We start from the raw sequence: 21,870 nt of genomic DNA on the forward strand, positions 1-21,870 counted from the left end.
GAGAGAAGGGTTATTGCTGGATAAGACTGGTCAGCATCGCGGCATCTACCGCGGGCCACATCGCGCCCTGCATCGCCGCAAAGGGGAAACGCATCACCCGCTGGAGTGAGTGTTCGTCATCAATCCCGGCAATCATCAGCGCCGAACAGTACGGCTCTATTTGCGAAATAATGGCCCGCATAAAGGGCTCAAACGAGTTTTCCGTCAGCCGCTGATGAATAAAGTTTTTATCCATCGCGACACGATAAAAAAGCGAGTTGAAGATCGCTTTCGTCGACGCATATCCGGCACCAAAATTAGCCAGAACAACAGGATAACGCTTTGCCAGCCGGGCCAGGGATTCATTATCGCCCCCGCTATTTAACGCCGGATAGTTTTCATTTACCGCAAATTCAATAAAGGGAAAACGATCCACCGTTGCCGCAAGTTCATTGTCAGATAAGATTGCCGTGGTAATTGCAGGGGTAATATTTATCCAGGCAATCTGCTGCTGTTGAATAAAAAAGAGCTGGCATGATTCAAGCAGCGCCAGTTTTTCACGAAACAGGGTTAAGGCCTGTTCGTCGCTGAGACGCGGAAGGATCAATTCAGTAGGCGTGCGAATGTTGCCGTCGCTGGCGCAGACGAAATTGGCAATTATTTCCAGACCCACGAGCTTACCGCCGCCGTTACGTGCAGGCAGAAATAAAAGTTCGGAGCGATATGTGTGTTCAAATGTAACAATCATTTTGCCAGCCCTGCATTAAGGGTCATACCCGGCATCCTGGAGCAAGAAAGTAAAGAATTCAACTTTATTAATTTTTAATAGTTAGATTTCAGCAACTTCTGATTTATTTCAGAAACACATCTGCGTTTTTTAACGGATTGCGCTGATTGTAATCCATAAAATACAATTAACACAATATTAAAGCAGGCATAACAATTAATAACGGGATAAATTAACGTCAATCCGGCTAAAGTCATATCGCTAAAATGCCGGGGTCAAAAAAAAAGAGGCTAAGCCTCTTTTTTTGTTCGCTACGTCACCGTTAAATGCGTCTGGCCTGCCAGAAGTTTTTCCGCCAGTAGACATTGTCCAGCGAGGAGCGCATCACTCCCCGGCTGGTTGAGGCATGAATAAACTGGTTATCCGTATCGTAAATACCGACGTGCAGCCCGTTTTCGCCCGAGCCGGTTTTAAAGAAGACCAGATCGCCCGGCAGAAGATCGTTTTTGTCGATCTCCGTCCCGACCGTCGCCTGCTGACGGGTCTCACGCGGGAGTTGCATAGCAAATTTGTCGCGGAAGGTCAGCAGCACAAACCCCGAGCAGTCAACGCCCGTCTGGCTCATTCCGCCGTAGCGATACGGGGTGCCGTGCCAGTTTTGCAGCTGATCGTTCAGGCTGGCAATCACGGTGATGGAGTCCGAAAGCCGGGCATTCGGCGGCGGTGCGCGATGTGAACTACAGCCAGCCAGGAAGAGTGCCACCACCAGAATGAGTCCGAAGCGCATATTCAGGCGAATCCTTTGTTTAATTTTTCAGATAATTTAACGTGCTTTTTGACTATCTGGCAAGACGTTAGCCCGCGGCAATTAGCATTCGGTGGCCTTCGACATCCAGGCTGCGGAACGGTACGCCATAGACCTCTGTCAGAGGCGACGGCATCAGTACCTCATCGCACGGACCGTCCGCCATCAGCAGCCCCTCACGCATCAGCCATACCCGATGCGCGTGGCGCAGGGAGTGATTGAGGTCGTGACTGCTCATCACCACGGCGATCCCGGCGGCGGAAAGCTCGCTTAACATCCTGTCCAGCGCCACCTGCTGGGCGACATCGAGGCTGTTCATGGGTTCATCCAGCAGCAGGAGCTGCCCCTGCGGGTTGCCCTCGGGATGAATCTGCAGGATAACCGCCGCCAGCCTGACCCGCTGCCATTCTCCGCCGGAGAGCGCCCTGGCCGGGCGCGGCAGCTTGTCGGTTAAATCGAGCCGGGCGGCGATGTTTTCCAGCCGGTCGCTCCGGGTTTTATCAGGCTGATGCAGAGTCAGGTAATGCCAGACGGGCATGGCAAACGGCGGCGTCTGCTGTTGAGGCAGCAGCGCCCGATGCCGGGCCAGCGTGGCAGCAGGCCAGTCGGACAGAGGGCGGTCGTTAAAGAGGATCGCCCCTCTGCCCTGACTCAGGCCCGCCATGCGGGTCAGCAACGTGCTTTTCCCGGCGCCGTTAGGCCCGACCAGATGCAGAATTTCTCCGCACCTGACGCTGGCGGAAAACGGCCCCAGTCGGCCCTGCTCCGCCACGTTCTGTAGCTGCATCAGCAGGGACATTACTGCGCCAGCGCCCGCTCGATAGCCGTAACGAGCTGCGGATCGTCCGGCGTCATGTCCGGCGAGAAGCGCTGGATCACCTGACCATCACGGCCAATCAGGAATTTTTCAAAATTCCACAGGATGTCGCCCGGGGTCTGTGGAGCCCGACCTTTGCTGGCCATCCGCTCGTAAAAACCGCTTCCCTCTGGCGCAATAGCGTCAGGCGCGGCGGCAACCAGTTTCTGGTACAGGGGATGGCGCTGCTCACCGTTAACGTCGATTTTGCTAAACATCGGGAAGGTGACGCCGTAGGTCATGCTGCAGAACGTTTTAATCTCTTCCGCGCTGCCCGGCTCCTGGCCCAGGAACTGGTTGCAGGGGAAGCCCAGGACGCTAAAGCCCTTCGCTTCCAGACGCTGCTGTAGCGCTTCCAGCTGCTCGTACTGCGGCGTCAGGCCGCATTTAGAGGCGACGTTAACCACCAGCAGGACATTGCCCTTATAGCCTGCCAGAGTCGTCTCTTCACCGTCGAGGGTGGTTACTTCAGTATTCAGAATATCCTGCTGCATAGCGTTCTCCTGATTGATGGTACTGACGTTGGTCGCGGGTTTAGCGACCGACTTTTAATAATAGCCAGATAAACACCGGTGCTCCCAGGGTAGCGGTCACCACCCCGATGGGCAACTCGGCCGAGGGAAGGACCAGCCGCGCTGCGATATCGGCCAGTAACAGCACGCTGCCACCGGCCAGCGCACAGGCCGGCAGCAGCACTTTATGATCGGTCAGGCCGCATAAACGCAGCATATGCGGCACCACCAGGCCAATAAAGCCAATCGCACCGGCCAGCGCCACGCTGACCCCGACCAGCCAGCCGGTGGCCAGCACCAGCAGGTTTCGCCACAGCCAAAGCGACAGGCCAAGCTGGTGGGCCGAAACTTCTCCCAGCGCCAGGATATTCAGCGGCTGCGCCTGACGGCATACCCACAGCATCACCGGCACCACCGCCAGCATCAGCCAGCTTTGCTGCCAGTCGACGCCGCCGAAGCCGCCCATCATCCAGTACATCAGTTGGCGAAGATCAAAAGAGGTGGAGAAGTAGACCGCCCAGGTCATCAAGGCGCTACAGATAATCCCCAGCGCGACGCCGGCCAGCAGCAGACGGCTGGTAGAGATATGCCGACGGGCAAAATGGAGCAGGATTAACGTCACGACCAGCGCGCCAACGATCGCCGACAGGCCAAGCGCCCACAGCGGCAGCATGCCCTGCCCCAGAAGTACCGCGCCAATCAGCCCAACGCCTGCGCCGTTTGACACGCCAAGCAGGCCTGGCTCCGCCAGCGGGTTATCAAACAGCGCCTGCATAATGGTGCCCGCCAGCGCCAGCGCAGCCCCCACCAGCAGAACCGCCAGGGTGCGCGGCAGGCGGATCTGCCAGACAAAGAGTTCACCCCGTTCACTGAACCACGCCTGCGGGCCGATCCAGCTATCGCCTGCGCACAGGCTGATAACCAGAGAGAGCAGCAATAGCAGCAGCAGGCCGGTAAGCCAGCGTCGGCTATGCTGCTGCTGAAGTTGAGCGAATGGCGACATAAGATCCATCTGACAGTAATTCGATGTGTTTGATTTTACGGAGCTTACCGGGACCTGAAAAGAAAAAAGGCCGCAACAGCGGCCTTTTTAGTTAGTCCAGATTATTCAGCTTTGGGCGAAGCGTTTTCGACACGGCTTTTTAACTTCTGACCGGGTCTGAAGGTCACCACGCGCCGGGCTGTAATGGGAATATCCTCGCCCGTTTTCGGGTTACGTCCCGGGCGTTGATTTTTATCACGCAAATCAAAATTACCAAAACCGGAGAGTTTAACCTGCTCACCGTTTTCCAGAGCGCGACGAACCTCTTCGAAAAACAGCTCTACCAGTTCTTTGGCATCCCGTTTGCTAAGCCCAAGCTTATCAAACAGATATTCGGACATTTCAGCTTTTGTAAGCGCCATAGGTTCAATCCCTCAATGATGCCTGGAATCGCTCTTTTAATGCCTCTACACATTTGGCGACGGTAGCGGCAATCTCGTCTTCTTCGAGTGTACGGCTGTTATCCTGGAGGATCAGGCTGATAGCAAGGCTCTTAGAGCCCTCCGCCACACCCTTACCGCGGTACACGTCAAACAAGTTTACGCCAACTAACTGATTTGCGCCAACTTTCTTACATTCGACCAAAATATCTGCTGCCGGGACATTTTCAGCCACGACAACGGCGATATCACGGCGGTTTGCCGGGAAGCGTGAAATTTCACTCGCAGCAGGCACCACGCGGTCTGCAAGCTTGTCCCACAGCAGTTCGAATACCAGCGTGCGGCCGTTAAGATCCAGTTTACGTTCCAGCTCAGGATGAACAACCCCAATAAAACCAATACGTTCACCTTTCAGATAAATCGCCGCGGACTGCCCCGGATGCAGAGCCGGATTGGCTTCAGCACGGAACTGTACGTCGTCGAGTTTGCCTGTCAGGTCGAGCAGAGATTCCAGATCGCCTTTCAAATCATAGAAATCAACGCTCTCTTTTGCCAGCGTCCAGTGTTCTTCGTAGCGATTACCGCAGATGACGCCTGCCAGCATAACATCCTGACGAATGCCAAGATTAGCCTGAGTATCCGGTACAAAGCGCAGGCCGCTTTCGAAGATACGCACGCGGTTCTGCTGACGGTTCTGGTTATAGACCACCGTGCCCAGCAGACCGGTCCACAGAGAGAGGCGCATCGCCGACATTTCGCTGGAGATCGGGCTTGGCAGGATCAGGGACTCTTCGCCCGGGTGGATCAGCTGCTGCACTTTAGGGTCAACGAAGCTGTAGGTGATGACTTCCTGGTAACCTTTATCGTTAAGCAGCGTTTTCGCGCGCTTCAGAGACAGGTTAGCCTCACGATGGGTGCCCATGATCAGGCCAGCCTGTACCGGCTCGTCAGGAATATTGTTGTAGCCGTAAACACGCGCCACTTCTTCGACCAGGTCTTCTTCGATAGCGATATCGAAACGCCAGCTCGGCGCAACCGCCTGCCACTGGTCCTGACCCTCGGTCACGTCACAACCCAGACGGCGCAGAATGTCGCTCACCTGGTCGTCAGCAATATGATGACCAATCAGACGGTCCAGCTTGCTGCGGCGCAGGGTAATGGTCGCCTGCTGTGGCAGAGCGGCGGCGTGAGTCACGTCGATAACCGGACCGGCTTCACCGCCGCAGATGTCGATCAGCAGACGGGTCGCACGCTCCATCGCTTTGTACTGCAGCGCCGGATCCACGCCGCGCTCGTAGCGGTGAGAGGCATCGGTATGCAGGCCATGACGACGCGCACGGCCGGTGATGGAGAGCGGGCTAAAGAAAGCGCATTCCAGCAGGACGTTCTGCGTTTCATCATTCACGCCGGAGTGTTCCCCGCCGAAGATGCCGCCCATAGCCAGCGCCTTGTTATGATCGGCGATCACCAGCGTGTCGGCGTTCAGCTTCGCTTCGCTGCCGTCGAGCAGGACCAGGGTCTCACCCTCTTTCGCCATACGCACGACAATCCCGCCATCGATGCGGTCTTTGTCGAAGGCGTGCATCGGCTGACCCAGTTCGAGCAGCACATAGTTGGTGACGTCAACGACGGCGTCGATAGAACGAATACCGCAGCGACGCAGCTTCTCTTTCATCCACAGCGGCGTCGGCGCCTTGACGTTGATACCTTTCACCACGCGACCGAGGTAGCGCGGACAGGCGTCAGCGGCTTCGACGGTAATCGGCAGCGTATCGTTGATGGTCGCGGCAACCGGCGCAATTTCCGGCTCCACCAGCGGGGCTTTATTCAGTACCGCCACGTCGCGCGCCACGCCGATAATGCCTAAGCAGTCGGCACGGTTCGGGGTGACGCTGATTTCGATAGTGCTGTCATCGAGCTTCAGATATTTACGGATATCGGTGCCAATCGGTGCATCCGCCGGCAATTCGATAATGCCGCTGTGATCGTCGGAAATCCCCAGCTCGGAGAAGGAGCAGAGCATCCCTTCAGAGGGTTCGCCGCGCAGCTTCGCCGCTTTAATTTTAAAATCGCCCGGCAGAACGGCACCGATAGTGGCGACCGCCACCTTCAGGCCCTGACGGCAGTTGGCCGCGCCGCAGACGATATCCAGCAGACGCTCGCCGCCAACGTTAATTTTGGTCACGCGCAGTTTGTCGGCGTTCGGGTGCTGACCGCACTCAACCACTTCGCCGACCACAACGCCGTTGAAGACGCCCGCAACCGGCTCAACGCCGTCGACTTCCAGTCCGGCCATGGTGATCTGGCCCGACAGGGTTTCGCTGTCTACCGCTGGGTTTACCCACTCGCGTAACCACAGTTCACTGAATTTCATTATTATTCCTGCCCTTATTTAAACTGTTTGAGGAAACGCAGATCGTTTTCGAAGAATGAACGCAAATCGGTGACACCGTAACGCAGCATGGTCAGGCGCTCCATCCCCATTCCGAAGGCAAAGCCGGAGTAAACTTCCGGATCGATACCCACGTTGCGCAGCACGTTAGGATGCACCATGCCGCAGCCCAGCACTTCCAGCCATTTACCGTTTTTGCCCATCACATCCACTTCAGCGGAGGGTTCGGTGAACGGGAAGTAGGACGGACGGAAGCGGATCTGCAGATCTTCCTCAAAGAAGTTACGCAGGAAATCGTGCAGCGTCCCTTTCAGGTTGGTAAAGCTGATATTTTTATCGATGATCAGCCCTTCCATCTGATGGAACATTGGGGTGTGGGTCTGGTCATAATCGTTACGGTACACGCGGCCCGGCGCGATAATGCGGATCGGCGGCTGCTGGTTTTCCATGGTGCGGATCTGCACGCCGGAAGTCTGGGTGCGCAGCAGACGCGTGGCATCAAACCAGAAAGTGTCGTGGTCAGCGCGTGCCGGGTGATGACCCGGAATGTTCAGGGCGTCGAAGTTATGGTAATCATCTTCGATTTCCGGACCGGTCGCGACGGTAAAGCCGAGCTCACCGAAGAAACTTTCAATGCGGTCGATGGTACGGGTCACCGGATGCAGGCCACCGTTTTCGGTACGGCGTCCCGGCAGGGAGACGTCGATGGTCTCTGCTGCCAGGCGGGCATTCAGCGCCGCGCCTTCCAGCGCATCTTTACGGGTGTTAAGCGCCTGCTGTACCTGCTCTTTGGCTTCGTTAATAACCGCGCCTGCGGCCGGACGCTCTTCCGCTGGCAGCTCGCGCAGCGTGGTCATCTGAAGGGTCAGCTGCCCTTTCTTGCCCAGATATTCGACGCGCACGTTGTCTAACGCGGCAACATCTGAAGCCTGGTTAATGGCTGCCTTCGCACTGGCAACCAGCTCTGCGAGATGTGACATGATTTTCCTCATTATTTCGGTGCAGACCGCCCCGATGATTTTTGACGCATAAACCGATAATACAAAAAAGCCTCCACGTGGGAGGCTTTGAGCGTTAATTTTTCGTTTCGTCTTTCACGCATCAGCCTCCTGGAATCAGGTGCTAAAGTAAAAAAAGAAGCGGAAAATAGCAGCATTCATGCTTGCGTTACCTTGTCTGGTGAGTGACAAAACGAAAAGAGGGAGCAACGCTCCCTCTTCTCACTGGCTTATGCCAGAGCTACTTTCGCTTTTTCGACCAGGGCAGCGAATGCCACTTTGTCGAATACGGCGATGTCAGCCAGGATCTTACGGTCGATTTCAACAGAGGCTTTTTTCAGGCCGTTGATGAATTTGCTGTAAGAAATACCGTTCTGACGTGCTGCTGCGTTGATACGCGCAATCCACAGTTGACGGAACTGACGCTTTTTCTGACGACGGTCACGATAAGCGTACTGACCTGCTTTGATAACAGCCTGGAAGGCAACGCGGTATACGCGTGAACGCGCACCGTAGTAGCCTTTGGCTTGTTTCAAAATTTTCTTGTGACGTGCACGGGCAACTACACCACGTTTTACGCGAGCCATATGCTCTCTCCTGTATCTATATTCTAATTAAAAAGTTTAAGGTTAACGACTTATGCGTACGGCAGGCACGCGATTACCAGGCCCAGATCGCCTTTGGAAACCATGGCTTTCGGACGCAGGTGACGTTTACGCTTGGTAGCTTTTTTGGTCAGAATATGACGCAGGTTAGCGCGTTTGTGCTTAAAACCACCTTTACCGGTTTTTTTAAAGCGCTTAGCAGCACCGCGTACGGTTTTGATCTTTGGCATTTTAATAACTTCCACTTCGCATTGTTAATAAACGAAACAAAGGCGAACAACACCCATAAAGCCCGAAGGCTTCACGGGAGTTGCTACTTGAAGGCCTACTGTTTCTTCTTAGGAGCGAGCACCATGATCATCTGGCGGCCTTCGATCTTCGATGGGAAGGATTCGACAACTGCCAGTTCACTCAGATCGTCACGGACGCGGTTAAGCACTTCCATACCAATCTGCTGGTGAGCCATCTCACGACCGCGGAAACGCAGCGTGATCTTAGCTTTATCACCCTCTTCCAGAAAGCGAACCAGGCTGCGGAGTTTTACCTGGTAGTCGCCATCATCGGTACCAGGACGGAATTTGATTTCCTTAACCTGGATAACTTTCTGTTTTTTCTTCTGTTCCTTTGTAGACTTACTCTTCTCATAAAGGAACTTGCCGTAGTCCATGATACGACAAACTGGCGGTTCGGCGTTAGGGCTGATTTCCACTAAATCTACTCCAGCTTCTTCCGCTTTTTCGATAGCTTCTCTCAGACTCACAATACCCAGCTGCTCACCTTCCAGACCTGTTAAGCGAACTTCCTGGGCGCGAATCTCGCCATTAATACGATTCGGACGTGCCGTTTGAACTCGTTTTCCGCCTTTAATACCTTATTCCTCCAGTTGTTGAAGACTGCGGCTACGGATCTCTTGTAGCAGCTTCTCAATCACTTCCTCTACGCCCATGCTCCCGAGGTCTTTACCGCGGCGGGTGCGAACGGCAACTTTGCCTGCTTCCACCTCTTTATCACCACAAACCAACATATAAGGGACACGACGTAAAGTGTGCTCGCGGATTTTAAAGCCAATCTTCTCATTTCTCAAGTCTGCTTTTACACGAATGCCAGCATTTTGCAGTTTACGGGTCAATTCGTTAACGTAATCGGCCTGAGAATCGGTGATATTCATCACCACGACCTGCACCGGCGCAATCCAGGTTGGGAAGAAACCGGCGAACTCTTCGGTCAGAATACCGATAAAGCGCTCCAGCGACCCGAGGATTGCACGGTGAATCATCACCGGCACCTGACGCTCGTTGCTTTCACCCACATAAGAGGCGTTTAAACGCTGCGGCAGAGAGAAGTCCAGCTGTACCGTTCCGCACTGCCATGCACGATCGAGGCAGTCATACAGGGTAAATTCAATTTTCGGGCCGTAGAATGCGCCCTCACCCAGTTGATACTCAAACGGGATGTTGTTCTCTTCCAGCGCTACCGCCAGGTCAGCTTCCGCGCGATCCCACATCTCATCGCTGCCGATACGCTTTTCCGGACGGGTAGACAGTTTGACGACGATCTTCTCGAAGCCAAAAGTACTATACATATCATAGACCATACGGATACAGGCGTTAACCTCGTCACGCACCTGCTCGTCGGTACAGAAGATATGCGCGTCATCCTGAGTAAAGCCACGTACGCGCATCAGACCGTGCAGCGCGCCCGAAGGCTCGTTGCGGTGGCAGCTGCCGAACTCGGCCATACGCAGGGGCAGATCGCGATAGGATTTCAGACCCTGGTTGAAGATCTGCACGTGACCCGGGCAGTTCATCGGTTTGATGCAGTATTCACGGTTCTCAGAAGAGGTGGTGAACATCGCATCCTTGTAGTTGTCCCAGTGCCCGGTTTTTTCCCACAGCACGCGGTCCATCATGAACGGGCCTTTCACTTCCTGATACTGGTACTCTTTCAGCTTGGAACGCACGAAGGTTTCCAGCTCGCGGAAGATAGTCCAGCCGTCATTATGCCAGAAAACCATCCCCGGTGCTTCTTCCTGCATATGGTACAGGTCAAGCTGTTTGCCGATTTTACGGTGGTCACGCTTCGCCGCTTCTTCCAGACGCAGCAGATAGGCGTTAAGGGCTTTTTTATCCGCCCAGGCAGTACCGTAAATACGCTGCAGCATCTTATTGTTGCTGTCGCCACGCCAGTAGGCGCCGGCGATTTTCATCAGTTTGAAGTGATGGCAGAAACGCATATTCGGCACGTGCGGACCACGGCACATATCGACGTATTCTTCATGATGATAAAGACCCGGCTTGTCATCATGGGCAATATTTTCGTCAAGAATAGAAACTTTATAGGTTTCACCGCGCTTCACGAAGGTTTCACGCGCTTCGTGCCAGCTCACTTTCTTCTTGATGACGTCGTAGTTGGTTTCGGCAAGCTCGTGCATACGTTTTTCGAGCGCGTCGATATCTTCCTGGGTCAGCGTGCGGTCAATGTCGATATCGTAGTAGAAGCCGTTATCGATAACCGGACCAATCGCCATTTTGGTGCCCGGCCACAGCTGTTTGATCGCATGACCTAACAGGTGCGCACAGGAGTGACGGATGATTTCCAGACCGTCGTCGTCTTTGGCGGTGATAATCGCCAGCTGCGCGTCGCTCTCGATAATATCGGAGGCGTCCACCAGCTCACCGTTTACACGGCCAGCGATACAGGCTTTCGCCAGACCCGGACCGATATCCAGCGCGACATCCATCGGGGAGACGGCGTGATCAAAATGGCGTTGGCTGCCATCAGGAAGAGTAATTACAGGCATGAAATTTCCTTATTGCAGTGGTGCCCCACACGAAAGAGCACATACAAAATTAAAAAGTGTATTTATATCAACAGGCCAGAGGCGTTTATTTGCTTCACTCTGCAAACTCTGTACAGCAGGATGTACAACATCCTCTGTGTACCCACCCGGGCCTGGCAATAACGCCCGGTAATTCTACACGCCATTGCAGCCACATAAAAGGATGAAAAGAATCAGTGAGTTTCAGGCCTACTCCCCCGTAAGCGCGCCGAAGATAAAATTTGCGATAAAGTTAACTGCTTCCCTGCCGATACCCGATATTCCACATGGACAGAATGGCCTTGATCCCAGATGCTAGCGATTAATCACAATGCCCTTGCCGGGACAGCCCTTAAGGCTGCAGGAAGCACTCGCTCGGCGCTTGAGCAATCTATCGAGCGTCTCTCTTCAGGCTTACGTATTAACAGTGCCAAAGATGATGCGGCAGGTCTCGGGATTACCAACCGCATGACGGCCAACATCAACGCCGATAGCGTGGTGTCACGCGGGCTGGATGACGCAATCAGCCTGGCGCAAACGGCGGAAGGCAGTCTGGGCAGCGTGAGTGAACTGCTTATTCGCGCCAAAAGCCTTGCCGTACAATCCGCCACCGATACGCTCTCTGAATCGGATCGCCGCAGCGTCGACGCCGAGTATCAGCATATCCTGGCGGCCATTATGGATATCTCAGAAGGCACCCAGATTTTCGGTCAATTTCCTCTGGCAACGAATAACCCGGTCCTGCCGCCGGTGAAGCTGGGCGATGTGGCCCCCATTAACGTGAAGTTCCCGATTCAGGGTAATAACTACTCCTTCAGCTCGGGGATTATTCCGCTGGCATACCTCCCTGCCGGGGGCCGCGATATCACTATCACCATCGATTCACTGGGGCTGGACGACGACCTGCAGATCTTTACCCGCGACGGTAAACATCTTGCGGGTACGCCGATAAACGGCAGCGATCCCGATTATACCTGGACCAGCAGGGGCATAACCGATAGTGCCAGAGCAAATGCCCGTTTGTTCAGCGAAGCCAACGGCTTTGCGCCCGGTGCAGCCTATGATGATACCGACCTGATTGAGGGCGGCGCGACGTGGGCGCTGAACGGCAGCGAAACGCTGAACTTTAACGGGATGACCATCACCTACAGCGGCGATGGCGATCGCTACGAAGAGGGACGCGCGTTTAACGATGGCAGCAATGGAAGCAACCGCCTTGAGCGCATTCGTATCGATAATGTGACCGAGGATTTGATCGTGATGGTGGTCGGTAGCGGGTCATTTACCAGCAATCTGACCTGGGGGGATCTTCCTGCCCCGACAATTCAGCCGGACACGCCGCCCATACAGAGTAACCCTGTTGATATCATCACCCAGGCAAACTACGGTGAACCCGTACAGTCGGTGACCCTGGAGCCCACGCCGACGGATATCATCACCCTTGGCCTCAGTAACACCAGTATGCTGACGCAGAGCAGCGCCCGCACATCGCTCACGGCGCTGGATAACGCCCTGGAAACGGTGAGCGGCTACCGGTCGCAGTACGGTGCCTGGATCAATCGTTTTGAATCCGGAAAATCGACGCTGGCGCAGCAGAATCTTGCCAGTCAGGCGGCACGCAGTCGAATCAATGATGCAGATTACGCCCTTGAGGCCAGTCAGCAGATCAAAGCGCAAATTTTACAGCAAAGTCAGGTGGCGGTGCTTAAAGTCGCCCAGCAGATCCCGGAGACCGTACTGACCTTGTTACGTAACTAATTGCACTTCAGGGGGATTTATTTTCGGCGAAATAAAACCGCACGTTTTGCAAATACATGCAGCACGCAATAATAAAAAAACAATTCTTCAGACAGATTTACAAATATAAAAAAACCGGTACAACACAACCCGGTTTTTATTCACACAATAATTATCAAGCGTTTAAGTATTGAAACTATCAATACCATTCGCCGGCAACCAGAGTGTGTACGTTAAACGCGTCATCCGTAGAGCGACCGGTGGACTGCGCGCCAGGCGCGATGTTAGACCCGGCTTCGACGGTCGTTACGTGGCTGGCCGTGGATTGATTGATAGTATTGCTTGCAGGTGTAGCAGCAAAGACGCCGAAGGACAGAGCCGACAGGACGACCGCCGCGGTAGCGATTTTAATATTTTTCATGATGTTTTACTCATACTGGATTAAATCATTCAAACCGAAAGCAATATAAATTGCCGTACAACAATTGTAGATCCAGCTCACACTTATGCATAGTCAATTTATTTATCAAATCGTGTCAAATATATTGAACCTGAAACAAGTCAGCGGAATTATGGAGAAAAATAGGAGGGGAAACGCATTTTTCGCAAAAAAGAAACAGGCCGGTATAAACCGGCCTGCGGGAATTACATTTTGTAGCCGAGGGAAATACTGGTGCGGCGGTCGGTATGCGAAGGTGCCGATGCCGGTGGCTCAGAGTTCCAGGTCAGGTTGTACGCCACTTTCAGACCGAAGTGATCGTTGATCGCCACTTCAAGCGCGGTTTCTGAGTTGAAGGTGGTGTCATCGGAACCAAAGACGGATACGCCCTGCGTAAATTTGGTCGTATCGGTCATCTGCCAGGCATAGGCACCGGAAGCGTAACCCAGGATCTGGGTATTGGTATCGCCATCGGTGTATTCGTCGTAACGAACGCCCGGACCGAATTCAAAACGCAGGCTGTGTACCGGACCGTTCAGGAACTGACGACCGTAACCGACGGTCCCCACGTCACGCTGATGGTAACCGTTGTAGCGGTCGGTTAACCAGCTGGCCTGGCCAAACAGGTAATTCATATCGGTCAGGTTGTAACGCGTACGCCCACCCACCGAGTATTTTTCCGAAGAACGCTCATCGTTAGAGGAGGTATTGCTTGCGGTGCCCCACAGTGACCAGGCGGTGGTGTTACCGTACCAGGTCAGGGTGCTGTCAGCCGTTAAAGAGGAACTTTTTGTGTTGCCCGACTGGGCCAGGTAACCGCCGTTTACATTACCTTCAAACGGATGTTTCGCGGTTGATGGATCGTCCATGACAGTAAAAACGTTGTTATCAGCGGCCGCGTTCATTGACGCAAACATGCCCCCCGCCAGCATCATCGCTGCGGGTACTGTCTTCAAAAGCTTCATTTTATTCAGAGTCCGTACAACAAAAAAAGAGACCATCACGGTCCCGGAAACTTTCATGAGGATCAATGAGGAACGTTCCAGAGAAAGGTAACAAATTATAAAAAGAGCTTATAAACATAGCAATGAATTCTTATCTAATTTTTTGAATCGGAACGATCCCAAAACCGGCTTTCATTCAAAGCCTTAGCATCACCAGGGAAAAATTAAATAATTGAAAATATTGCTGATGGTGACTTTATTTATCGGCAGCGGACTGCCAGGCTTTTAAGCACAACGGCAATGATGCTGGAAAAATCAACAACGAGGTGATCATGAGCAACGGCGATATTACACGCTATGTTATCGAAGTCGACTTTCAGGAAAACTCGTTAACCGATATTAACGAACTGAATAACCATCTTACCCGGGCGGCTTTTACGCTCACCCTGAGCGATGACGAAGGCAAAGTGCACGAGCTCGGCACCAATACTTTCGGCCTGGTTTCTGCCCAGACGCAGGAGCAGGTTGAAGAACTGGCCGCCGGACTGGCGGAAAGTGCGCTGGGTGAGAGGCCCACCGTGACGGTCACCACCTTTGAAGCCTGGCTTGACGCGCAGCGCAAGGCGCAGCAATAAGGCGTTATGCTTCACAGTTGTGCGTCACCGCCTGTTATTTCACCGTATTCTTGCGTTAACCTTATGATCCGGTAGAAAACTGAGGGAATCATCATGTGGCAAGCGATCGGTCGTCTGTTAAATGAGCAGCTCGGTGAAGGTGAAATTGAGCTACGTAATGAGCTACCGGGCGGTGAAATACACGCCGCGTGGCATCTGCGCTACGCGGGTCGCGATTTTTTTGTGAAGTGCGATGAACGCGAACTGCTGCCGATATTTACCGCCGAGGCCGATCAGCTCGAACTGCTGTCGCGCAGCAATACCGTCAGCGTGCCGCACGTATGGGCGCTGGGCAGCGATCGCGACTACAGCTTCCTGGTGATGGATTATCTCCCTCCCCGACCGCTGGATGCCCACAACGCGTTTCTGCTGGGCCAGCAGTTGGCCAGGCTGCATGAATGGTGTGACCAGCCGCAGTTTGGTCTCGATTTTGACAACGACCTCTCCACGACGCCGCAGCCCAATGCCTGGCAACGGCGGTGGGCCACGTTTTTTGCCGAGCAGCGCATCGGCTGGCAGCTGGAGCTGGCGGCAGAAAGAGGGCTGGAGTTCGGCAATATCGACGCCATCGTCGAGCATATTCAGCAGCGGCTGGCCTCGCATCAGCCCCAGCCTTCCCTGCTTCACGGCGATCTCTGGTCAGACAATTGCGCGCTGGGGCCAGACGGCCCCTATATCTTCGATCCTGCCTGCTACTGGGGAGATCGCGAATGTGACCTGGCGATGCTGCCGCTTCATCCGGATAAACCGCCGCAGATTTACGATGGCTATCAATCCGTATCGCCGCTGCCGTCGGGCTTCCTTGAGCGTCAGCCTGTTTATCAGCTCTATACGCTGTTCAATCGGGCGATTTTGTTCGGGGGACAACATCTGGTCAGAGCGCAGAAAGCGCTGGAGAAGGTGCTGGCGGCATAGCCCCCGAAGGGGCTATGCGTGCACGATAAGGCGGGCGTTATTCCATTCGCGCCCCGCCGTCCAGGCGGAAGACAATATTCACGATCATGCCGTTGCCCGGCTTGCCCGATTCATAACGCCATTTACGCATGGCGGCTTTCACTTCACGCTCAAACATATTGCTCGGCTGCGCGGAAAGCACTTCCACGTTTTCCACCCGACCGTCTGCCGTCACGTCAAATTTCACCCGCACGCGCCCTTCGATACGCAGCGCCTGAGCGCGCGCCGGATACTGCGGCTGGTTACGGCTTAACGCACGCGGCCCGGCCGGCACGTTAGCCACCGGCTGAGTGCTCGCCGACGGCGGCGTATTTGACGGTTTGACCGGCGCGGTGCTGGTCACCGGGGCAGTACGCGGCTCCGCCGGAGGCACGTCGCGCTTCGGCTGTTCCACCTTTTTCACCGGTTTCGGCTTCGGTTTTGGCTTGGGTTTCGGCTTCTCGATAACCACCGGTGCCTCTTTCGGCGGTTCCGGAATCGGTTCTGGCTCGGGCTCGGGTTCTGGCTCAGGCTCCACGACCGGCTGAGGCGCAGGCTGAGGAGGTTCCAGCACCTCAGGCGCCACCATCGTTATCGAAATCGGCTGGGAGGGGGCAGGCTGTTCAACAGTCTGATAGACAGAGGTATATAACAGACCCGCCACCACCGCACCGTGGATCAGTACGGAAAGGAGCGTCGTCGGCCACGGAAAGCGGCGGGGAAAATCCAGAGTCATGGAAGCACTATTTGGCATCGCAGCATCGGCCATACATTTTCTACGTCTATGTCTAATTGAGAATCATTTGCGATGAGTGTATCACCATGCGTCGCCCAGGAAAATACTTTGATGCCCACTGGCCTAAAACCGGATACCGCAGCCGCTGACTTTTCCATCAGCACAGGTCATCTTTACATTGCAGTCCCTGTGGCTTTCACATACCGTAAACCACAGATTATCGATAAGGAGCTGTCCCGTGCTGTATGTCATTTATGCTGAAGATATTGCCGACTCGATGGAAAAACGCCTGTCGGTGCGCCCCGCTCACCTCGCCCGTCTGCAGCTGCTGCAGGATGAAGGCCGTCTGCTCACCGCGGGTCCGATGCCTGCCGTGGACAGCAACGATCCCGGCGCCGCCGGTTTTACCGGTTCAACGGTGATCGCCGAGTTTGAATCCCTTGAGGCAGCCAAAGCCTGGGCGGAGGCCGATCCTTACGTGGCCGCGGGCGTTTATCAAACCGTCTCCGTCAAACCGTTTAAAAAAGTCTTTTAAGTCTGCAAGAACGGCGCATCCCCGATGCGCCAATTAACAAGGAAGTGAAATGATTTCATTCCGCCCCGTCCAGCACCACGAGTTCGCCGCCTTTGCCGATTACTTTATTGCCGACTACGCCGAGGAAATAGCCGTTAATTATCGCCTCAGCGAAGCCGATGCCCTTCTGCAGGCCAGACGCGATCTCGAATCCAGCTTCCCTGACCGGGAGAGTACGGCAGAACAGGTGCTGCTGTGCATTATCCAGGATGACGCACAGCATATTGGCTATCTGTGGTACAAACCCGATCTGCAGTTAATGTCGGCTTATATTAATGATTTCTATCTTTTCCCGGCGTTTCGCGGTCAGGGCCTGGGCAGCAAGGCCATGAAGCATCTGGAAGAAAAGCTGGAAGAGGAAGGATTTACCCAGCTCAAACTGCGGGTAGCCGCCGGTAATCAGCGGGCCAGACATGTCTATGAGGCGAGTGGTTTTGAGGTCACCGGCATTAATATGAATAAACTGCTGGGAAACCGGACCTGAAAAACAGAAGGCACCGCGAACGGTGCCTTATGGCAATCAGGCTTCGTAGCTGGCAATAAACAGCAGCGAATGACGATGGCGGCTGAGCAGACGCTTCCTGATTGAGTGGATGCGGATATTGCGACGCGACTGCGCTTCCAGCCAGCGGGATTTACGGCGCCCGACCTGGCGCAGCATCCGCCAGCGCCCCACTTCCATTCTACTACGCTTCATGTCGACAACTCTCAGGCTAACAGAGCCACCATTATAGACCCTTGCCGATGCCTGACCAGCGGTTTCACCGCCGTTTTTATTTGCCAGACGTTTGAGGTCGCGTACACTCTTAACAATACGCTTTCAAAAGGATTTTTTTGACTATGACCACCTTCTACACGGTAGTGAGTTGGCTGATCATTCTGGGATACTGGCTGCTGATCGCCGGCGTGACGTTGCGGATCCTGATGAAACGCCGCGCCGTCCCTTCTGCCATGGCCTGGCTGCTGATTATCTATATTCTGCCGCTGGTCGGGATTATCGCTTACCTCTCCTTTGGCGAGCTGCACCTCGGCAAGCGCCGGGCGGATCGCGCCCGTGCGATGTGGCCCTCGACCGCGAAATGGCTGCACGACCTGAAAGCCTGCAAACATATTTTTGCCGAAGAGAACAGTACCGTTGCCTCCTCCCTGTTTCGCCTGTGTGAAAACCGTCAGGGCATTGCCGGAGTAAAAGGCAACCAGCTACAGCTGCTGACCACGTCTGATGATGTGATGAATGCGCTGATCCGCGATATCCAGCTGGCGCGCCACAATATTGAGATGGTGTTTTATATCTGGCAGCCCGGCGGTATGGCCGACCAGGTGGCCGAGTCCCTGATGGCGGCGGCGCGTCGCGGTATCCACTGTCGGTTGATGCTCGATTCCGCAGGCAGCGTCGCGTTCTTCCGCAGCCCCTGGCCTACTATGATGCGCAATGCCGGGATCGAAGTGGTTGAGGCGCTGAAGGTCAATCTGATGCGTGTCTTTCTGCGCCGGATGGATCTGCGCCAGCACCGTAAAATGGTGATGATCGATAACTATATTGCCTACACCGGCAGCATGAATATGGTCGACCCACGCTTTTTCAAACAGGATGCGGGCGTCGGCCAGTGGGTGGATTTGATGGCCCGTATGGAAGGTCCGGTCTCTACCGCAATGGGGATTGTGTACTCCTGCGACTGGGAAATCGAAACCGGTAAACGCATTCTTCCCCCGCCGCCGGACGCCAATATTATGCCGTTCGAAGAGGCTAACGGGCACACCATCCATACGATTGCCTCAGGGCCGGGTTTCCCGGAGGATCTGATTCATCAGGCGCTGCTCACCGCGGCGTATTCCGCCCGCGAATACCTGATCATGACCACGCCCTACTTTGTGCCGAGCGATAATCTGCTGCATGCGATCTGCACCGCGGCCCAGCGCGGGGTTGACGTCAGTATCATCCTGCCGCGCAAAAATGATTCCGTTCTGGTGGGCTGGGCAAGCCGGGCGTTCTTTGGCGAACTGCTGGCCGCCGGGGTTAAAATCTACCAGTTTGAAGGTGGACTGCTGCACACCAAAAGCGTGCTGGTCGACGGTGAGCTGAGCCTGGTCGGCACCGTCAACCTCGATATGCGCAGCCTGTGGCTGAATCTGGAGATCACCCTGGTCATCGACGATATCGGCTTCGGCGGCGATCTGGCCGCGGTTCAGGATGACTATATTTCGCGTTCACGTTTACTCGATGCCCGGCTGTGGGTAAAACGTCCGCTGTGGCACCGTTTCGCCGAGCGACTGTTTTACTTCTTTAGTCCATTGCTGTAAAACGTGCCCATTAGACAGTCAACAGGTCGCTATCATGGATATGGATTTAAATAATCGCCTTACCGAAGACGAAACGCTGGAACAGGCTTACGATATTTTTCTTGAGCTGGCGGTGGATAATCTCGACCCGGCAGACATTATTCTGTTCAACTTACAGTTTGAGGAGCGCGGCGGCGCCGAGCTGTTTGATCCGGCGGAAGACTGGCAGGAGCATGTGGATTACGATCTGAACCCGGACTTTTTCGCCGAGGTGGTGATTGGCCTGGCGGATTCTGAGGACGGCGAAATTAACGATATTTTCGCCCGCGTGCTGCTGTGCCGCGAAAAAGATCACAAGCTTTGCCATATTCTCTGGCGCGAATAAGCGCAGAAAAAAAGGGCTGACATCGCGTCAGCCCTTTTTATTTACAGCGGGTCTACCTTCAGGCAGGAGACCGCGTGACGGAAGCTACCCTCCAGCACCGGACGCGTCTTCGCACACTCCGGCCCGGCAATCGGGCAGCGGGTACGGAACACGCAGCCTGACGGCGGGTTAATCGGCGACGGCAGTTCCCCTTCCAGCAGCTGGATCGTTTTATTCTTCTCCATATCCGGGTCGGGCACCGGCACCGCAGACATCAGCGCTTTGGTGTAAGGATGCAGCGGATTGTTGTACACCTCATCATAGGTGCCCAACTCCACGGCATGGCCGAGATACATGACCAGCACGCGATCGGAGATGTGTTTCACTACCGCCAGGTCGTGGGCGATAAAGATCAGCGACAGCCCCATTTCACGCTGCAGTTTCTGCAGGAGGTTAACCACCTGCGCCTGAATCGACACATCAAGCGCCGACACCGGTTCGTCACAGATAATCAGCTTCGGCTCAAGGATCAGCGCACGGGCAATACCGATACGCTGACACTGGCCGCCGGAGAACTCATGCGGGTAGCGGTTGATCAGGTTCGGCAGCAGGCCAACCTTCATCATCATCGCCTTCACCTTGTCACGCACTTCCTGACGCGGCATTTTCGGATGGTAGGTCCGCAGCGGCTCAGCAATGATTTCCCCGATGGTCATGCGCGGGTTAAGAGACGCCAGCGGATCCTGGAAAATCATCTGGATATCGCTACGCACCGCACGCCACTCCGCGGGCTTCATCCCCAGCAGATCGTTGCCCAGCCAGGCCACTTTGCCGTCGGTCGCTTTCACCAGTCCGATAATCGCACGGGCAAAGGTCGATTTGCCGCAGCCGGATTCACCGACCACGCCCAGGGTTTCGCCTTCATAAAGGCGCAGGGTAACGCCATCGACGGCCTTCAGGGTTTTCGGCGGCTGCCAGAACCACTGTTTGCCGTCTTTAATGTCGAAATGCACTTTCAGATCGGCAATTTCGAGTAAGACTTTTTTCTCTTCGGTCATGGCGTTCATACCAGCTCCTCCACCGACTTAAAGCAGGCGCGCATACGGCCCGGTGCAAAGGTTTCCAGCGGTGGAGCGCTGTTACAGATATCCATCGCATGCGGGCAGCGAGGCTGGAAGGGACAGCCCTTCGGCAGACGCAGCAGGTTCGGCGGGTTGCCCGGAATGGTTAACAGGGACTCGCCTTCCGCATCCAGACGCGGTACCGCATTCAGCAGGCCGATGGAATACGGATGCGCGGGCTGATAGAAGACATCACGCGCATGGCCATATTCCATGGTCCGCCCGGCGTACATCACCAGCACCTTGTCACAGATACCCGCCACCACGCCGAGGTCGTGGGTAATCATAATAATCGCGGTGTTAAATTCACGCTTCAGCTCGTTGAGCAGCGTCATGATCTGCGCCTGTACGGTCACGTCGAGCGCGGTGGTCGGTTCATCGGCAATCAGCAATTTCGGCTTGCACATCAGCGCCATGGCGATCATCACGCGCTGACGCATCCCGCCGGAGAATTCATGAGGATACATTTTCATGCGCTTACGCGCTTCCGGCATTTTCACCGCATCCAACATTTTCACCGACTCTTCAAACGCTTCGGCCTTGCCCATTCCTTTATGCAGCATCAACACTTCCATCAGCTGCTCGTCAACCCGCATATAGGGGTTCAGGGAGGTCATCGGGTCCTGGAAGATCATCGAGATCTGCTCAGCGCGCAGCTTATTCAGCTCTTTCTCAGGCAGGTTGAGGATCTCCCGACCGTTGAAGGTCGCGGAGCCGCCGATGCGGCCGTTAGCGGCCAGCAGGCCCATCAGGGCAAATGCGGTCTGGGATTTACCCGAGCCGGACTCACCCACAATCCCTAAGGTTTCCCCGGCGCGCAGGCTGAAGTTCAGGTCGTTAACGGCGGTTACGTCGCCGTCCGGCGTCTGGAAGGTCACACGCAGATCTTTTACGTCCAGCAGCAGATCGCTGCGAGGCGCCGTCGAGGTTTCAATAATGCTCATAGCGGCACTC

At 54.9% G+C, this 21,870-nt stretch carries 26 protein-coding genes and 1 other annotated feature; of the genes, 7 read left to right on the top strand and 19 right to left on the bottom strand.

The features are described from left to right. Positions 1-10: 10 nt before the first annotated feature. The 13 genes from EDF81_RS04420 to thrS form a co-directional block, all read right to left on the bottom strand. Entirely contained in the window at positions 11-727 is a 717-nt protein-coding gene (locus tag EDF81_RS04420; protein WP_123346609.1) for an EAL domain-containing protein, read from the bottom strand. A 301-nt stretch (positions 728-1,028) separates the two neighbouring features. Next, positions 1,029-1,493 carry a C40 family peptidase gene (locus EDF81_RS04425; RefSeq protein ID WP_123346611.1) on the bottom strand — a complete coding sequence of 155 codons (465 nt, stop codon included), beginning with the start codon at positions 1,491-1,493 and terminating at the stop codon, positions 1,029-1,031. 67 nt (positions 1,494-1,560) lie between these two features. After that, a complete protein-coding gene (gene btuD, locus EDF81_RS04430; protein ID WP_123346612.1) occupies positions 1,561-2,310 on the bottom strand; it encodes a vitamin B12 ABC transporter ATP-binding protein BtuD in 750 nt (249 codons plus the stop codon). Beyond that, entirely contained in the window at positions 2,310-2,861 is a 552-nt protein-coding gene (locus EDF81_RS04435) for a glutathione peroxidase (protein WP_123346614.1), read from the bottom strand. Before EDF81_RS04435 ends, btuD begins: the two co-directional genes overlap by 1 nt. A 40-nt stretch (positions 2,862-2,901) precedes the next feature. Continuing rightward, positions 2,902-3,882, bottom strand: a complete 981-nt coding sequence (btuC, locus tag EDF81_RS04440) for a vitamin B12 ABC transporter permease BtuC (RefSeq protein ID WP_123346616.1) — start codon at positions 3,880-3,882, stop codon at positions 2,902-2,904. A 101-nt stretch (positions 3,883-3,983) separates the two neighbouring features. Further along, on the bottom strand, positions 3,984-4,283 hold the full coding sequence (gene ihfA, locus EDF81_RS04445) for an integration host factor subunit alpha (RefSeq protein ID WP_123346618.1): 300 nt from the start codon (positions 4,281-4,283) through the stop codon (positions 3,984-3,986). 4 nt (positions 4,284-4,287) lie between these two features. Next, positions 4,288-6,675 (bottom strand): phenylalanine--tRNA ligase subunit beta, encoded by a 2,388-nt coding sequence (pheT, locus tag EDF81_RS04450; protein WP_123346620.1) that lies wholly within the window; start codon positions 6,673-6,675, stop codon positions 4,288-4,290. 14 nt (positions 6,676-6,689) lie between these two features. After that, on the bottom strand, positions 6,690-7,673 hold the full coding sequence (gene pheS, locus EDF81_RS04455; protein ID WP_123346622.1) for a phenylalanine--tRNA ligase subunit alpha: 984 nt from the start codon (positions 7,671-7,673) through the stop codon (positions 6,690-6,692). Positions 7,674-7,733: 60 nt separating this feature from the next. After that, positions 7,734-7,858: a sequence feature (Phe leader region), on the bottom strand. Further along, positions 7,809-7,853 carry a pheST operon leader peptide PheM gene (gene pheM, locus EDF81_RS04460; RefSeq protein ID WP_001386830.1) on the bottom strand — a complete coding sequence of 15 codons (45 nt, stop codon included), beginning with the start codon at positions 7,851-7,853 and terminating at the stop codon, positions 7,809-7,811. Its footprint overlaps the feature before it by 45 nt. A gap of 63 nt (positions 7,859-7,921) precedes the next feature. Continuing rightward, positions 7,922-8,278 (bottom strand): 50S ribosomal protein L20, encoded by a 357-nt coding sequence (rplT, locus tag EDF81_RS04465; RefSeq protein ID WP_123346624.1) that lies wholly within the window; start codon positions 8,276-8,278, stop codon positions 7,922-7,924. Between the two features lie 50 nt (positions 8,279-8,328). After that, on the bottom strand, positions 8,329-8,526 hold the full coding sequence (rpmI, locus tag EDF81_RS04470) for a 50S ribosomal protein L35 (protein WP_012017121.1): 198 nt from the start codon (positions 8,524-8,526) through the stop codon (positions 8,329-8,331). A 95-nt stretch (positions 8,527-8,621) separates the two neighbouring features. Further along, entirely contained in the window at positions 8,622-9,164 is a 543-nt protein-coding gene (gene infC / locus EDF81_RS04475; protein WP_123346626.1) for a translation initiation factor IF-3, read from the bottom strand. A 3-nt stretch (positions 9,165-9,167) separates the two neighbouring features. After that, the gene (gene thrS / locus EDF81_RS04480; protein WP_123346628.1) at positions 9,168-11,096 is read right to left on the bottom strand and encodes a threonine--tRNA ligase; all 1,929 of its coding nucleotides are present in this window, start codon (positions 11,094-11,096) and stop codon (positions 9,168-9,170) included. Positions 11,097-11,426: 330 nt separating this feature from the next. On the opposite strand from thrS, the gene EDF81_RS04485 reads away from it, so the two are divergent. Further along, complete coding sequence (locus tag EDF81_RS04485) at positions 11,427-12,872, top strand: flagellin (protein WP_123346631.1); 1,446 nt, start codon at positions 11,427-11,429, stop codon at positions 12,870-12,872. A gap of 178 nt (positions 12,873-13,050) precedes the next feature. Here the strand turns inward: EDF81_RS04485 and EDF81_RS04490 are convergent, their stop codons facing one another. Continuing rightward, positions 13,051-13,272 carry a hypothetical protein gene (locus EDF81_RS04490; RefSeq protein WP_123346633.1) on the bottom strand — a complete coding sequence of 74 codons (222 nt, stop codon included), beginning with the start codon at positions 13,270-13,272 and terminating at the stop codon, positions 13,051-13,053. 224 nt (positions 13,273-13,496) lie between these two features. Further along, positions 13,497-14,255, bottom strand: coding sequence for a YdiY family protein (locus tag EDF81_RS04495; RefSeq protein WP_123347673.1), 759 nt, complete (start codon positions 14,253-14,255; stop codon positions 13,497-13,499). 311 nt (positions 14,256-14,566) lie between these two features. Between EDF81_RS04495 and ghoS the strand changes: the two genes are divergently transcribed. Then, positions 14,567-14,869 carry a type V toxin-antitoxin system endoribonuclease antitoxin GhoS gene (gene ghoS, locus EDF81_RS04500; protein WP_123346635.1) on the top strand — a complete coding sequence of 101 codons (303 nt, stop codon included), beginning with the start codon at positions 14,567-14,569 and terminating at the stop codon, positions 14,867-14,869. A gap of 93 nt (positions 14,870-14,962) precedes the next feature. Beyond that, positions 14,963-15,823, top strand: coding sequence for a fructosamine kinase family protein (locus EDF81_RS04505; protein WP_123346637.1), 861 nt, complete (start codon positions 14,963-14,965; stop codon positions 15,821-15,823). A gap of 37 nt (positions 15,824-15,860) precedes the next feature. Here EDF81_RS04505 and tonB read toward each other — a convergent pair whose 3' ends face one another. Next, positions 15,861-16,577 (bottom strand): TonB system transport protein TonB, encoded by a 717-nt coding sequence (tonB, locus tag EDF81_RS04510; protein ID WP_123346639.1) that lies wholly within the window; start codon positions 16,575-16,577, stop codon positions 15,861-15,863. A gap of 238 nt (positions 16,578-16,815) precedes the next feature. Here tonB and EDF81_RS04515 point away from each other — a divergent pair, with 238 nt between their 5' ends. Further along, on the top strand, positions 16,816-17,112 hold the full coding sequence (locus tag EDF81_RS04515) for a YciI family protein (protein ID WP_123346641.1): 297 nt from the start codon (positions 16,816-16,818) through the stop codon (positions 17,110-17,112). Between the two features lie 49 nt (positions 17,113-17,161). Continuing rightward, the gene (locus EDF81_RS04520; RefSeq protein WP_123346644.1) at positions 17,162-17,635 is read left to right on the top strand and encodes an N-acetyltransferase; all 474 of its coding nucleotides are present in this window, start codon (positions 17,162-17,164) and stop codon (positions 17,633-17,635) included. Positions 17,636-17,671: 36 nt separating this feature from the next. Here the strand turns inward: EDF81_RS04520 and EDF81_RS04525 are convergent, their stop codons facing one another. Continuing rightward, positions 17,672-17,848, bottom strand: a complete 177-nt coding sequence (locus EDF81_RS04525; protein WP_123346645.1) for a YciY family protein — start codon at positions 17,846-17,848, stop codon at positions 17,672-17,674. 143 nt (positions 17,849-17,991) lie between these two features. Between EDF81_RS04525 and cls the strand changes: the two genes are divergently transcribed. Together cls and EDF81_RS04535 are read left to right on the top strand one after the other, a co-directional pair. Further along, complete coding sequence (gene cls, locus EDF81_RS04530) at positions 17,992-19,452, top strand: cardiolipin synthase (RefSeq protein WP_123346647.1); 1,461 nt, start codon at positions 17,992-17,994, stop codon at positions 19,450-19,452. Between the two features lie 34 nt (positions 19,453-19,486). After that, positions 19,487-19,816 (top strand): HI1450 family dsDNA-mimic protein, encoded by a 330-nt coding sequence (locus EDF81_RS04535; protein ID WP_123346649.1) that lies wholly within the window; start codon positions 19,487-19,489, stop codon positions 19,814-19,816. 41 nt (positions 19,817-19,857) lie between these two features. On the opposite strand, the gene oppF is transcribed toward EDF81_RS04535, so the two are convergent. Beyond that, positions 19,858-20,862: a murein tripeptide/oligopeptide ABC transporter ATP-binding protein OppF gene (oppF, locus tag EDF81_RS04540; RefSeq protein WP_123346651.1), complete on the bottom strand. Its 1,005-nt coding sequence runs from the start codon at positions 20,860-20,862 to the stop codon at positions 19,858-19,860. Continuing rightward, positions 20,859-21,860: an ABC transporter ATP-binding protein gene (locus EDF81_RS04545; RefSeq protein WP_123346653.1), complete on the bottom strand. Its 1,002-nt coding sequence runs from the start codon at positions 21,858-21,860 to the stop codon at positions 20,859-20,861. Before EDF81_RS04545 ends, oppF begins: the two co-directional genes overlap by 4 nt. Positions 21,861-21,870: the final 10 nt, after the last annotated feature.

It is taken from the genome of Enterobacter sp. BIGb0383, from assembly GCF_003751845.1.
GTDB lineage: Bacteria > Pseudomonadota > Gammaproteobacteria > Enterobacterales > Enterobacteriaceae > BIGb0383.

Bases quoted from the DNA above. Each gene is read 5' to 3' on its own strand.
- tonB (WP_123346639.1), bottom strand. From the start codon at position 16,577: ATGACTCTGGATTTTCCCCGCCGCTTTCCGTGGCCGACGACGCTCCTT.
- oppF (WP_123346651.1), bottom strand. From the start codon at position 20,862: ATGAACGCCATGACCGAAGAGAAAAAAGTCTTACTCGAAATTGCCGAT.
- cls (WP_123346647.1), top strand. From the start codon at position 17,992: ATGACCACCTTCTACACGGTAGTGAGTTGGCTGATCATTCTGGGATAC.
- EDF81_RS04525 (WP_123346645.1), bottom strand. From the start codon at position 17,848: ATGAAGCGTAGTAGAATGGAAGTGGGGCGCTGGCGGATGCTGCGCCAG.
- rpmI (WP_012017121.1), bottom strand. From the start codon at position 8,526: ATGCCAAAGATCAAAACCGTACGCGGTGCTGCTAAGCGCTTTAAAAAA.
- EDF81_RS04485 (WP_123346631.1), top strand. From the start codon at position 11,427: ATGCTAGCGATTAATCACAATGCCCTTGCCGGGACAGCCCTTAAGGCT.
- pheT (WP_123346620.1), bottom strand. From the start codon at position 6,675: ATGAAATTCAGTGAACTGTGGTTACGCGAGTGGGTAAACCCAGCGGTA.
- EDF81_RS04535 (WP_123346649.1), top strand. From the start codon at position 19,487: ATGGATATGGATTTAAATAATCGCCTTACCGAAGACGAAACGCTGGAA.
- EDF81_RS04435 (WP_123346614.1), bottom strand. From the start codon at position 2,861: ATGCAGCAGGATATTCTGAATACTGAAGTAACCACCCTCGACGGTGAA.
- EDF81_RS04425 (WP_123346611.1), bottom strand. From the start codon at position 1,493: ATGCGCTTCGGACTCATTCTGGTGGTGGCACTCTTCCTGGCTGGCTGT.
- EDF81_RS04505 (WP_123346637.1), top strand. From the start codon at position 14,963: ATGTGGCAAGCGATCGGTCGTCTGTTAAATGAGCAGCTCGGTGAAGGT.
- EDF81_RS04420 (WP_123346609.1), bottom strand. From the start codon at position 727: ATGATTGTTACATTTGAACACACATATCGCTCCGAACTTTTATTTCTG.
- ghoS (WP_123346635.1), top strand. From the start codon at position 14,567: ATGAGCAACGGCGATATTACACGCTATGTTATCGAAGTCGACTTTCAG.
- ihfA (WP_123346618.1), bottom strand. From the start codon at position 4,283: ATGGCGCTTACAAAAGCTGAAATGTCCGAATATCTGTTTGATAAGCTT.
- EDF81_RS04520 (WP_123346644.1), top strand. From the start codon at position 17,162: ATGATTTCATTCCGCCCCGTCCAGCACCACGAGTTCGCCGCCTTTGCC.
- btuD (WP_123346612.1), bottom strand. From the start codon at position 2,310: ATGTCCCTGCTGATGCAGCTACAGAACGTGGCGGAGCAGGGCCGACTG.
- EDF81_RS04495 (WP_123347673.1), bottom strand. From the start codon at position 14,255: ATGAAGCTTTTGAAGACAGTACCCGCAGCGATGATGCTGGCGGGGGGC.
- btuC (WP_123346616.1), bottom strand. From the start codon at position 3,882: ATGTCGCCATTCGCTCAACTTCAGCAGCAGCATAGCCGACGCTGGCTT.
- EDF81_RS04545 (WP_123346653.1), bottom strand. From the start codon at position 21,860: ATGAGCATTATTGAAACCTCGACGGCGCCTCGCAGCGATCTGCTGCTG.
- pheS (WP_123346622.1), bottom strand. From the start codon at position 7,673: ATGTCACATCTCGCAGAGCTGGTTGCCAGTGCGAAGGCAGCCATTAAC.
- rplT (WP_123346624.1), bottom strand. From the start codon at position 8,278: ATGGCTCGCGTAAAACGTGGTGTAGTTGCCCGTGCACGTCACAAGAAA.
- EDF81_RS04490 (WP_123346633.1), bottom strand. From the start codon at position 13,272: ATGAAAAATATTAAAATCGCTACCGCGGCGGTCGTCCTGTCGGCTCTG.
- thrS (WP_123346628.1), bottom strand. From the start codon at position 11,096: ATGCCTGTAATTACTCTTCCTGATGGCAGCCAACGCCATTTTGATCAC.